This window comes from Sphingomonas sp. TDK1 (genome assembly GCF_001650735.1).
Taxonomy (GTDB): Bacteria; Pseudomonadota; Alphaproteobacteria; order Sphingomonadales; family Sphingomonadaceae; genus Sphingomonas.
Genome location: NZ_LXVY01000005.1, coordinates 54,893 through 67,124 on the forward strand (window position 1 = coordinate 54,893; position 12,232 = coordinate 67,124).

Consider the following 12,232-nt stretch of genomic DNA (forward strand, 5'->3'; position numbering starts at 1 on the left):
CATGGCCACCCGGCAAAGCCTCACGCCCTTGCTCCACCCGCGATCGGTGGCGGTCATCGGCGCATCCGGCGACGTGACCCGGATCGGCGGGCGGGCGCTGCGTCATCTCGTGCAGGTGGGATTCGAGGGCGGCATCTTCCCGGTGAACCCGACCAGAATCGAGGTCCAGGGGCTGAAAGCGTGGGCGCGCATCGAGGACATACCCACGACGCCGGATTGTGCGATCATCGCGCTGCCCACCGGTGCGGTGCTTCCCGCCATCCAGGCCTGCGCCCGCAAGGGAGTGCGCGCGGCGGTGATCTTCAGCTCCGGCTTTGCCGAACTGGGTGCCGAAGGCGAACGGCTCCAACAGCAGATCGTCGCCGATGCCCGTGCCCATGGGATGCGCCTGCTCGGCCCCAATTGCCTGGGCGCCTATAATCTTCATGCGCGCAGCTTCCTTTCTTTCTCCGGGATCTGCGACGATGTGGCGGGGACGGCAGGCCGCCTCGGGCTCGTCAGCCAAAGCGGTGGCTATGCTGGGGAAGTCGTCAAATCCGCCGGCGATGTCGGGCTGGCGTTCGGCGTCTGGATCACGACCGGCAACGAGGCCGACATCGGACTGGGCGAAGCACTGGGATATCTCGCGACCAGCAAGGACGTCGACGTCGTGGTCGGCTATATCGAGGGCGTTCGCGATCCGGCCGCCTTTTACGAGGCGCTCGCCGCAGCGCATGCGCGCCGCAAGCCGGTCATCGTCCTCAAGGTCGGCAGAACCGATCAGGGTGCGCGGGCGGCCGCGTCGCACACTGCCTCGCTTGTCGGTTCGGACGCAGTCTACGACGCGGTATTCGCGCGTTTCGGCGTGTACCGCGCCCGCACGACAGAAGAGATGCTCGACGTGGCCTATGCCGCAAGCCGCGGACGGTTCCCCCACGGCAAGCGTCTCGCCATTCTCACCAACTCCGGCGGGATCGGCGTTCAGGCGGCGGACTTCGCTGCGGACGAGCAGTTGGAGGTAGCGGCGGTTTCCCCCGAGGTGCAGCGCGAACTGGTGGCGATTTCGCCCAATGGCGCGCCGTTCAATCCGATCGATCTGACCGGCCAGGTTGCCAACGACCCTCCGATGTTCGCGCGCGCGATCGACGCCGTGCTGGGATCAGGCGAGTTCGACATGGCCTATTGCAATGTCGGCCTGATCGCCGGTCTCCCGTTCATTGAAAAGCCCTTGCTGCACGGGCTGACGGAAGCTGCGCAGCGCTTTGCGGACCTTCCCATGGCTGTTTCGGTGACCGCCCCCGACGCGATCGTGAATGCCTATCAAGAGGCCGGCTATCTTTGCTATCGGGAGCCTGCCCGGGCCATCAAGGCATTGGCGGCACTCGCGCAGTTCCACGCCGCATGGGCCACGCCCCTGCCCCCGCGAAGCGCGCAGGGGCGCAGCCCCCGCATCGAAGCCGGCGCACGTTTCTCCGAAGCCGATGGCAAGGCATTGCTGGCTGCCATCGGCATTGCATCGCCCACCGAATATCTGGTCGCCGATGCAGCCGGCGCGCACGACGCCGCGCGCAGGATCAACGGCCCGGTCGCCATCAAGGTCGTATCGGCCGACATCCTGCACAAAAGCGACGTCGGCGGCGTTGCCCTCAATGTCGCGCCGGGTTCCGCTGCGGACTGCGTTGCCGCCATGCAGGCGACCGTGAGTGCGAAATCGACAGGTCGGATCGGAGGCTATCTCGTCTCGCCGATGATCACCGAGGGGGTCGAATGTTTCGTCGGCACGCACAATGATCCGCTGTTTGGCCCGACGGTGACGTTCGGGCTGGGGGGTGTGGCGGTCGAGCTCCTGAAGGACGTGACGACCCGGCTCGCACCGGTAAGCGCGGCAGAAGCCACGGAAATGATCCGGGGAACCAGGAGCTTCCCGCTTCTCGACGGATTCCGGGGACGGCGGCGCGCCGACATTCCGGCGCTGGCCCGAGCGATCAGCGCCGTCTCGCACCTTGCTGCCGTCAATGCCGATAGCGTGCGGACGATCGAGATAAACCCGCTTCGCGTACTGGACGAGGGTAAGGGGGCAATCGCGCTCGATGCCGTGATCGAGACCCGCCCCCGCCATCCCACGCAACCGCCCCAGGACATATCCTCGCAGGGAGAGCAACGAGCATGACTGATCTAGTGCTACGCGAGACCCGCGAGGATGTCGCCGTCCTCACGATGAACGACCCGACCCGGCTGAATCCGCTGTCGGACGCGATGCGCGCGGCATTGCTGGAGGCGTTCGAAACCGCAGCGTTCGACGACGCCGTCCGCACGATCGTGCTCGCCGGGGCGGGCGGCAATTTCACCGCGGGCGCAGACATTCGACAGCTCCTCGTCCCCGGCGGTCCGGACCCGGCCCGCTCGCGACGACGGTTGACGCCGCTGCATCGCCTCATCGAGCTGATTGCTGGTGGACCGAAGCCCGTCATCGCCGCCGTCGAAGGTGCCGCCTTCGGGGCGGGCTTGTCCATCGCCGCCGCGAGCGACTTCGTCATCGCCGGCGAAGATGTTCGGTTCGGGGCCGCTTTCGGCAAGATAGGGCTCACGGCGGACTGCGGCCTGATCTGGTCGCTCCCGCAGCGCATCGGCCGAACCCTTGCCCGCGACCTCATGTTCACCGGGCGGCCGGTCAAGGGTCCGGAGGCGCTCGCGATCAGCCTGATCGACCAACTTGTTCCCCCCGGCACCACGCTCGACGCAGCGTTGGCGAAGGCCGCCGCCTATCGCGGCGTCGCCCCGCTGGCGATCGCAGCGATGAAGTCGGCCTTTGTGCAGGGCCCGGGACCGCTGAGCGACGCCCTTGCGCTCGAACGGCAGCAACAGCCGATGTTGAGCATGACGCAGGATCATGCCGAAGGCCTGGCCGCCTTCACCGAGAAGCGCGCGGCAGGGTTCACAGGGCGTTGATGCCTTGCCGGCAACCCCAATCCGGTCCGCGCCCGTGATACGGATCTTCGCCGCAACGCCCTTCTATCTGCAGGGAGTGGGCGCATTGGCGCATGTCGGGGCAGTCGCGGCCCGTCATGGTCGCAAACCCGGCCTCATCATCGATGCACGGGTGCGACCGCTTGTCGGGGACGCGATCCGAGCCAGCTTCGCGGTCCCGCCACGCGAAGTGGCGTTCGCGGGGGAAGTTACCGATGGCAACATCGCGTTGCTGTCGCAGGAAATGGCGGGATGCGAAGTCATCATCGGCGTCGGCGGTGGCAAGGCGCTCGATGCAGCAAAGGGCGTTGCCCTGCGGATCGGCTCGCCTTTCCTCTCGGTGCCGACGATCGCCTCCAACGACGGACCCGCCAGTCGCGGCATCGCGATATACGACGACACGCATCAGCTCGTGCGCGTGGACCAGCTGCCGAGCAACCCCGTCGCCGTGATCGTCGACAGCGCGATCATTGCGCGTGCGCCCCCGCATTTTCTCAGGGCAGGCATCGGCGACGCCATCGCCAAGACCTTCGAGGCGCAGGCATGCGCGCGAACAGCGACGCGTACCAAGCAGGGCACGACCGCGACGCACGCCGCTCTTGCCATCGCCGATGCCGCCTACCGCCTGCTTCGAACGCATGCCGAGGCTGCGTTGGCGTCGGTGAATCGAGGGGAGCACAGCGAGGCATTGGAGGCCACGATCGAGGCTTGCATCCTTTTGAGCGCGCTGGGTTTTGAAAATGGCGGCCTGTCCATCGCGCATTCGGTAACCCGGGGGCTCCTGCGCCTGGACGGCGCCAAGGAACGGCTGCACGGCGAACATGTCGCGTACGGCGTTCTGGTGCAGCTTGTTGTGGAACGCCGCCCGAACGCCACGCTTGTCGAGATGGCGGCATTCCTCACCCGTATCGGCTTGCCTATTTCGCTCGCGGACCTCGGCGTGCGTGCCGTGACGCCGGAACTGATCGAAACGACGGCGGCGGTCATTCTGTCCAGCCCCCATGTCCGGGCGACGGACCGCCACCTCACGCAAGGAGACATTGCGGCGGCCATTCGCTTCGTCGAGACCCTGCCGGCACGCGCGCCGCGCGCCCCGGAATCCGGCGTCACATACGTAATTTCGCACGGTGCCGGTTGGACGCCTCCTCGCGTCTGCCCTACGCCTGGTGCCAGGAGTGGATGATGGCAATCAATTATGATGCCCTGATGCGGCAGGCGTTTCCTGACCTTGTCCGCAGCTATAGCTGGCGCGATACGATCCTGTATGCGCTGGGACTGGGCATCGGCACCGACCCGCTCGATCCCGCGGAACTCGCGTTCGTCTTCGAGCAGCGGCTTCAGGCGATGCCGACCATGGCCGTCGTGCTGGGGCACCCCGGCTTCTGGTACGATCGACCCGAAATAGGCATCGATCTGCGCAGCGTCCTGCACGGCGAGCAGTCGTTGACAATTCACACCCCCCTTCCGCCGGAAGGAGTCGTGATTGCGCGCAACTCGGTCGATGAAGTCATCGACAAGGGCGAGGGCCGCGGCGCCATTTTGCGCGTGCGCCGAGATCTCATCGATCAAGCCAGCGGCGCGCTGCAATCGACGCAAGTCATGTCGATCTTCTGTCGTGCCGATGGCGGGTTCGGCGGCCCGTCGATGGGCAAGCCGCAGCCGGAAAGCGTGATCCCAGATCGCCCGCCAGATCTGTCGATCCTCCGGCCGACCCTTCCGCAGTCGGCGCTGATCTATCGCCTGTCGTCGGACCTCAATCCGCTGCATGCCGATCCGGATGTCGCCAGAGCGGCCGGTTTCGAGCGCCCGATTCTGCACGGTCTGGCGACCATGGGCATTGCCGCCTACGCGCTGATTGCCGGGTGCCGCGCAGGTGATGCGGCGGCACTGCGCGATCTGCGCTGTCGCTTCTCCGCGCCGCTTTTTCCCGGCGAAACCGTGCGCACCGATATCTGGAATCTGGACGACGCGTTCGTCTTCCGGTGCACGGCCGTCGAACGCGACAAGCTAGTGCTGGATCGCGGCAGGGCCGTTTTCGCGTGATCGCCGCCCTTCGCAACAATGGAGAGCCAACGTGACCCCGTCACCACCGGCCGCAACCTATTTCCGCTACCTCGCCGAAGGACACTTCAAGATCCAGCGGTCGCCGAGCACCGGCGAATGGGTGTTCTACCCCCGGACGATCGCGCCGCGCACAGGCGCCACCGATCTGGAATGGGTTGTGCCCAGCGGCATGGGCACGGTCTACGCCACGACCGTAAAGCGCATGAAGCCCCCGATCCCGAACATCAACATCGCGATCGTCGAACTAGACGAAGGGCCGCGGATGATGACGCATGTCGAGGGGATTGCCCCAGAGGATGTCGCGATCGGCATGCGCGTGCGCGCCAAAATCGCGAACGGCCCGGACGACGCGCCCATCCTGGTGTTCGAGCCGGAGAGCCGGACATGAACGCGGCGAGGAACCTGCGCGGCAAGACCGCCTTTGTCGGGACCGCGACCTTCGGCTGCGGCGAAGCACCTGGCTATTCCGCGCTCGAAATCGCTGCGGAAGCGGGGCGGCTCGCCGTCGCGGATGCCGGTTTGCAGCTTGCCGATATCGACGGGCTGTTCATCTGCCTGCCGAACGATTTCCTCTCCGGGCTGACCATCGCCGAATATTACGGCATCCGCCCGAAGATGACGAACAACAGCCGGACGGGCGGCTCGGCCTTTCTGGGCCATGCCGAATGGGCGATGCTCGCGCTCGATGCTGGGCTGATCGATTATGCGCTGATCTGTTACGGGTCCAATCAGAGGACCGGCGCTGGGAAGCTGGTCAGCGCCCAGGCCCCCTCGCCCTTCGAGCATCCCTATCGCCCGAACAACCCGGCCGCCTCCTATGCCCTCGCAGCATCGCGCCACATGTTTGAATATGGCACCACCCCGGAGCAACTCGCATCGGTCGCGGTCGCCGCCCGGCAATGGGCCAACCTGAATCCGGAAGCATTTCGACGCGGTCCCCTTTCGATCGAGGACGTGCTGGCGACACGGATGGTCGCCGATCCGCTCCACGTCGCGGAATGCTGCCTCGTCACCGATGGCGGTGCAGCCGTGGTGATGACCCGCGCGGACCGGGCGAAGGACCTCGCAAAGACGCCGATCGCCCTGCTCGGCACGGCATCGGCGACCTGGCACAGCGAAATCGCCCAGCTGGCCGATCTGACCGTCACCGCCGCCAGCGAATCCGGTGCCCGCGCTTTCGCGCAAGCGGGCGTGACGCCTGCGGACATCGACGTCGCCAATCTCTATGACGCCTTCGCGATCAACACGATCCTGTTCCTCGAAGATCTCGGCTTCTGTCCGAAAGGCGAAGGCGGCCGGTTCGTGGAGAGCGGGGCGATCCGTCCCGGCGGATCGTTGCCGGTCAACACCAATGGCGGCGGCCTGTCGTTCTGCCATCCCGGCATGTACGGCCTCTTCACGCTGGTGGAGTCCGTTCGCCAGCTGCGCGGAGAAGCCGGCGAACGCCAGGTCCGAAATGCCCGCCTCGCCCTCGCACACGGCAACGGAGGCACGCTGTCCAGCCAGGCAACGTGCATCCTCGGCCTGCCCGAAACGATCTGAGGAAGCCGCCGATGTCCATCCGCTCGCAGAACGACGGCTCGGTAGTCACGGTGACCATCGATCGCCCGGCGAAGAAGAATGCACTCGATCTCGGCATGCGGATCGACCTGGCCCGCGCGTTCGAACAGATCAAGGCGGACTCCTCCCTCCGCGCCGTCGTTCTCGCCGGCGCCGGCAGCGACTTCTGCGCAGGCGCGGATGTGCGCGAAATGGGCGGCGCCAACATTGCCGAGTCGATGGCGCGGGTCGAGATATTGCACCGCATGGTTCGGAGTGTCGTCCGCACCGACATTCCCGTGATCGCAGCGATACGGGGCGTTTGCGTCGGCGTCGGCTGGTCGCTGGCACTCGCATGCGATTATGTGATCGCCGCGCCGGACGCGCGCTTTCAGTTCGCCTTCCGCCAAATCGGACTCGCTCCCGATGGCGGCGCGGTTCATCTCCTGTCGCAAAATCTTGGACCGATCCGCGCCAAGGCTCTGGTCTATTCGGGCCAGATGGTCACCGGCGAGCAAGCTGCCACGCTGGGCCTGGTCAGCGAACTCGCGCCTGCAGAGGACGTCGTCGCGCGCGCGCAGCAGCTAGCAGCGGAACTGGCAAGCGCGCCCACCCTCTCGCTTCGCATGTCGAAACGCCAGTTCACCGCAGCCGAAAACCAGACGTACGAGGAGGCGCTGGCGGCAGAGGTACTGATGCAGCCGCTCCTCGTGCGATCGGAGGATTTCCGAGAAGGGACTGCCGCTTTCAAGGAGAAGCGCAAGCCCAAGTTCATCGGTGCCTAGGATAGCCGAAACCAAGGCTTCCTTCCGTAAAAGTTCGAGACTGAAAGGCTCAGACCATGGATTTTTCGACCTACCCCGACTTGTTCAAGTTCGAACTCGCAGATGGCGTGCTCACGGTAACGCTCAATAACCCGGCGCAGATGAATGCGATTTCCACCGTGATGGACGACGAACTGCCGCGGATCTTCTTCGAGGCCGATCGCGACAAGCGCGTCGAGATCATCGTCCTGACCGGCGAGGGCCGTGCGTTCTCCGCCGGCGGCGACCTTGAGGGCATGAAGAAGAATCTCGACGGGATCGACAACTTCCTTGCCGGCTATCGCAACGGCAAGCGCTTCATGCAGCTGATGCTCGACACCGAAAAGCCGATCATCGCCAAGGTGAACGGGGACGCCGTCGGCATGGGTTGCACCCTCGCCCTTTGCGCCGACATCGTCGTCGCCAGCGATGGCGCGCGCTTCGGCGATCCGCATGTGCGCGTCGGCCTCGCCGCCGGCGACGGCGGGGCCGTGTTCTGGCCGCATAATTCGGGTTCGGCGAACGCGAAATATTTCCTGATGACGGGCGATCTCATTTCCGCCACCGAGGCGAAGGAAATCGGGCTGATCGCCAAGGTCGTGCCGCAGGACGGGCTGGACGCCGAGGTCGCGCGGATCATCGGCAGGCTGAAAAGCAACTCCTCGGTTGCCGTCCGCTTCTCCAAATCGATCCTCAACATCCCGCTGCGCCAGGCGCTCGCCAGCTCGGTCGACGCGGGCTTCGCGCTGGAAAGCATTTCGAGCCAGCTCCCGGACCATCGGGAAGCGGTCCACGCCTTTGTCGAAAAGCGGAAGCCCGATTTCAGCCGGAAGTGAGGCGTGGCAGACATGTCGGCGAGCGCGGGCAAGATTGCCGTGGTGACCGGCGCGGCGCAGGGGATCGGTCGTGCGATCGCCCTGCGGCTCGCCGCGGACGGCGCCGACATCGCCTTGCTCGATCTGGATGGGCCGGCAGTGCGATCGGTCGCCCAAGAAATCGAGACGCTCGGACGACGCGCGCTTCCACTGGAGACCGACATGCTCGATCGGGCCGCCATCGCTGGCGCGTTCGCGACCATCGCGTCGACGCTCGGACCAGCGGATATCCTGGTCAACAATGTCGGCCAAAGTGCGCGGGAACGCGCCGCCCCCTTCTGGGAGGCGCGTGCAGAGACCGCAGATTTTCTACTGCGCATCTGCCTCCACACGGCGATGGACGCATCGCGCGAGGCCGTTCCGGCGATGCGCAGTAGAAATGCCGGGAGGATCATCAACATCTCCTCCGACTCGGCCTTTGTCGGCAGCAAATCATCGGCCGCATATGCGGCGGCAAAGGCCGGCCTGATCGGATTCACCCGCTCCTTGTCGCGCGAATTGGCGGGGAACCGGATTACCGTGAACGCTATTGCGCCCGGCTATATTCGCACGCGGGCAATGGAGCTGCTTCCCGCAGCGTTCGTGCACAAGGCAATCGAAGAAACGCCGCTCGGGATGCTGGGCGAGCCGAGTGACATCGCCCACGCCGTCGCCTTCTTCGCAAGCGATGCAGCACGCTATGTCACCGGGCAGACGCTGATCGTGAATGGCGGGCGCTGGATGAATTGACCGGCAGGAAAGGGGCTTGGTGCACTGATTGATTTCGCAATCGTCGTGGAAGCAACGCAGGAGATCGTCCGATGACGCGCTATGATCCCTTCACCGATCAATCGCTCTTCCCATGGAAGCTGGTCGAGCAGGATCGTGCGATGTGCCCGGTTCACGCAGCGCAAGGCCCGCAGAATTTCGACTATCACCGAGTCAACACCTACGACCTCGTCCGCGAGGTAAGCCGGCGGTTCGACGCATTCTCGAACAAACTCGGGGTTCAGCCCTTGGGGGCCTATCCGGAAGAAGAGCAGGTGCTGGAGTTCGCCGATCCGCCGGAGCATACGCTGCACCGCCAGTTGATCGGAAAAGCCTTCTCCGTCGCGCGGGTGAACGAGAAGCTGGATCGCATTCAGCAGATCGCGGACGACCTGGTGGACGCAATCGCCCGGCGCGGGAACCGCTTCCGCCTCCGCTATGATTTCGGTCGTCTCCTCCCGGCGCAGGTAATTGCCGAGATCCTGGGTGTTCCGATCCACGACCAGGCGCAATTCATTGCCTGGTCCGAAATCATGGAGGCAGCGTCGAACGAAATCGAGCCGTCCCCGGAATCGATCGCCGCCAATACGGCCTTTCTAGACTATGCTCGAACGCAATTGTCGCAACGGCTGGCGCGGCCGCGCGATGATCTTTTGAGTTCGATCGTACACGCGGACATCGACGGCGCACGCCTTACGCTGACGCAGGGCGCTGCGATGGTCCGGCTGCTGCTGGCGGCGGGCAACGGCACCACGTCGATCGCCATTTCGAACCTGATCTTCCTTCTGGAGACCAATCCCGACGCCAAGAAGCGCCTGCTCGACAACATGGAGATACTGCTCGACTCGGCCGTCGAGGAAGGGCTGCGCTTCGATTGTCCGGTGCAGGGCAATTTGCGGGGCGTCACGCACGATACCGAGATCGGCGGCCACCGGGTTATTGCGGGGGACCGGGTATACGCCTTCTACGCTTCCGCCAATCACGACCCGGCCCGGTATGATCGTCCCGACGAATTCGTGATCGATCGCGACTGGAGCAAGGAAGCGCGCCATTTCGCGTTCGGCTATGGCATCCATTTCTGCCTGGGCGCGGAACTGGCACGCGCCGAGACGAAACTGGCCGTCCGTACACTCTACGAAAGGCTGCCGAACCTGCGCCTGCGCCCCGGTTTCACGCCCGAGCAAGTGCCAAGCATCACCTTTCGTACCTGGCGTGAAGTGGAGATGGAGTTTGACGGCGTCGCCGCCCCGCGCCTCAGCGCGCCGCATGTCGCGCATGCCGATACGACGTAGACCATCCGGCAGCCGCGGCACCGCTCGCTTTCATGCGGCGGCCCCGGCGTGCGCGGTCGCCGGAAGTGCATTGGCGCCGGCGAGGGGCGCATCGCCATGCCGCGGCGGACCGAGGAACACCGGGGGCGTGGCTGCAACCATCAGGACTGGGACGGATGGTCATCCGCCGGCCGCCGCCGGATCAGTGCTTCCTGGGTCACCGACGCGAGAACGGCGCCCCCCTCGTCGAACAGCGTTCCGCGATTGAACCCCAGCCCTCCACCGGCAAACGGACTTTCAACGGCGTAGAGCAGCCGATCGATTCGCTGCGGCGGACGGTGAAACCAGATCGCGTGGTTGAGCGACACCGAGGCCAAGCTGCCGTCGTGTAGCTGGGGGGCGTGCATGATCCGGCCGGCGAAATTGGCGCAGGCGTCCGTCACATAGGCCAGGGTGGCATAATAGCCGATCGCGTCTCCGTCGCCCGGCGGCGGCACAGGGCGCAGCCAGGCGGTACTTTTCGGGCTGCCGCCGGGCTTGCCAAGTCCCTCCTCGGGGTCGGCAAAATAGATCTCCGCCGCGACCCTGTTGGCCACGCGCCGCACGATCAACGGGTCGAGCTCGTCCGCCCGATCGAGCACACATTGGCGATGCGATCGCAGCGCCGCGAGGGGCGGCATCGACGGCGCGGGGGTTGCGTGCGCCGGCTGGCCCGCTTCCCATTCATGAAAACTGACCTCCGCACGAAAGGCTTCCTGGCCGGCCTGCCATGCGCTCACCCGCCGATGGGCAAAGCCGCGGCCGTCCCGGGTCCGCTCGACACGATACAGAACCGGCGCCGACGCGCGGGCGCCGCGAAGAAAGAAGGCGGAGAGCATATGCGGCATGCGGCCAGGCGCACTCAGCATCGCCGCCTTCACGGCCAAGGCCAGATACTGGCCACCGAAAACCTCACCACCCGCGTTCGAGTCGTTGGAGACGGAGTGCCACGCATCGGCACCGGCCGGGCGGAGCTGGAGCAGTTCGGTCAGGTCGGCCGACGCCTCCCCCGTCTGATGCTTCATCGCCAGATCTCAAGCTGAGACGCGGCGTAGACAGCAACCGCCGCTCGGGTTATCGATCGGTCATTAGATAGTTTATTGATTCGTCGAGGGCAAGGGGAGAGATGCGCATGAGCGGCGCACCGGAGTTTCTGTATGAACAAAGCGGTCCCATCGTGACGCTGACGCTGAACATGCCGGACCTGCGCAATCCGGTGTCGGAGCCGGCAATCGTGGCTGGACTGGTATCGGCGGTCGACCGGATCAACGGCGACGGCAGCGTCCGCGTCGCCATCCTGACGGGCGCGGGATCAGCCTTCTCGTCCGGCGGCAATTTGAAAGCGATGGCAGCGCCCGACGGCAACGCGAACGCGGCCCCGATCGACAACCGCAAATGGTATGTCGATGGCATCCAGCGCGTCCCGCTGGCCCTGGAACGGCTCGAGGTTCCGATCATCGCCGCGGTGAACGGGCCGGCGATTGGCGCCGGCTGCGACCTTGCCTGCATGTGCGACATTCGCATTGCCGGACGCAGTGCAGCCTTTGCCGAAAGCTTCGTCAAGGTAGGCCTGGTCCCGGGAGACGGGGGCGCATGGCTGTTGCCGCGCGCGATCGGCCAATCGCGCGCGCGCGAAATGGCATTTACCGGCGACATGATTTCCGCGGAGAAGGCGCTTGCCTGGGGACTGGTGTCCGAGGTGGTGGAGGATGCCGACCTGCTCGACGCGGCAATGGCATTGGCAAAGCGGATTGCCGTGAACCCGCCCCAGGCGGTCCGCCTGACGAAACGTCTGATGACCTTCGCCCAGGACAGCACGCTCGAACGGGTGCTGGACATTTCCGCGGCGATGCAGCCACTCGCGCACGCGACGGCGGACCATCGCGAGGCGCTGGACGCCTTTATCGACAAGCGGAAGCCACAGTTCACGGGGCGTTGAAGGGCCGCG

General features: G+C 65.5%; 12 protein-coding genes. 11 read left to right on the forward strand and 1 reads right to left on the reverse strand.

All coding sequences use genetic code 11. The annotated features are described in order from the left end of the window. Position 1 precedes the first annotated feature (1 nt). The 10 genes from A7X12_RS05995 to A7X12_RS06040 all read left to right on the forward strand — a co-directional run bounded on the left by A7X12_RS05995 (position 2) and on the right by A7X12_RS06040 (position 10,266). Positions 2-2,149 (forward strand): acetate--CoA ligase family protein, encoded by a 2,148-nt coding sequence (locus A7X12_RS05995; protein WP_064310749.1) that lies wholly within the window; start codon positions 2-4, stop codon positions 2,147-2,149. Next, positions 2,146-2,928: an enoyl-CoA hydratase/isomerase family protein gene (locus tag A7X12_RS06000; protein WP_064310750.1), complete on the forward strand. Its 783-nt coding sequence runs from the start codon at positions 2,146-2,148 to the stop codon at positions 2,926-2,928. The genes A7X12_RS05995 and A7X12_RS06000 overlap by 4 nt, the downstream gene beginning before the upstream one ends. Beyond that, the gene (locus A7X12_RS06005; RefSeq protein WP_084445131.1) at positions 2,870-4,129 is read left to right on the forward strand and encodes a glycerol dehydrogenase; all 1,260 of its coding nucleotides are present in this window, start codon (positions 2,870-2,872) and stop codon (positions 4,127-4,129) included. Before A7X12_RS06000 ends, A7X12_RS06005 begins: the two co-directional genes overlap by 59 nt. A 23-nt stretch (positions 4,130-4,152) precedes the next feature. Beyond that, on the forward strand, positions 4,153-4,989 hold the full coding sequence (locus A7X12_RS06010) for a MaoC/PaaZ C-terminal domain-containing protein (protein WP_232318378.1): 837 nt from the start codon (positions 4,153-4,155) through the stop codon (positions 4,987-4,989). Between the two features lie 31 nt (positions 4,990-5,020). Then, entirely contained in the window at positions 5,021-5,398 is a 378-nt protein-coding gene (locus tag A7X12_RS06015) for a Zn-ribbon domain-containing OB-fold protein (protein WP_064310752.1), read from the forward strand. Next, entirely contained in the window at positions 5,395-6,552 is a 1,158-nt protein-coding gene (locus A7X12_RS06020; protein ID WP_064310753.1) for a thiolase, read from the forward strand. Before A7X12_RS06015 ends, A7X12_RS06020 begins: the two co-directional genes overlap by 4 nt. A gap of 11 nt (positions 6,553-6,563) precedes the next feature. Next, positions 6,564-7,334 (forward strand): enoyl-CoA hydratase/isomerase family protein, encoded by a 771-nt coding sequence (locus tag A7X12_RS06025; RefSeq protein WP_064310754.1) that lies wholly within the window; start codon positions 6,564-6,566, stop codon positions 7,332-7,334. 56 nt (positions 7,335-7,390) lie between these two features. Next, a complete protein-coding gene (locus A7X12_RS06030) occupies positions 7,391-8,188 on the forward strand; it encodes an enoyl-CoA hydratase/isomerase family protein (RefSeq protein WP_064310755.1) in 798 nt (265 codons plus the stop codon). A 12-nt stretch (positions 8,189-8,200) separates the two neighbouring features. Then, positions 8,201-8,956 (forward strand): SDR family NAD(P)-dependent oxidoreductase, encoded by a 756-nt coding sequence (locus tag A7X12_RS06035; protein WP_064310756.1) that lies wholly within the window; start codon positions 8,201-8,203, stop codon positions 8,954-8,956. Between the two features lie 71 nt (positions 8,957-9,027). Next, positions 9,028-10,266: a cytochrome P450 gene (locus A7X12_RS06040; protein ID WP_064310757.1), complete on the forward strand. Its 1,239-nt coding sequence runs from the start codon at positions 9,028-9,030 to the stop codon at positions 10,264-10,266. Between the two features lie 140 nt (positions 10,267-10,406). Here the strand turns inward: A7X12_RS06040 and A7X12_RS06045 are convergent, their stop codons facing one another. Further along, complete coding sequence (locus tag A7X12_RS06045) at positions 10,407-11,309, reverse strand: acyl-CoA thioesterase (protein ID WP_064310758.1); 903 nt, start codon at positions 11,307-11,309, stop codon at positions 10,407-10,409. Positions 11,310-11,416: 107 nt separating this feature from the next. Here A7X12_RS06045 and A7X12_RS06050 point away from each other — a divergent pair, with 107 nt between their 5' ends. After that, positions 11,417-12,223 carry a crotonase/enoyl-CoA hydratase family protein gene (locus tag A7X12_RS06050; RefSeq protein ID WP_064310888.1) on the forward strand — a complete coding sequence of 269 codons (807 nt, stop codon included), beginning with the start codon at positions 11,417-11,419 and terminating at the stop codon, positions 12,221-12,223. The last annotated feature ends 9 nt before the right edge of the window (positions 12,224-12,232 follow it).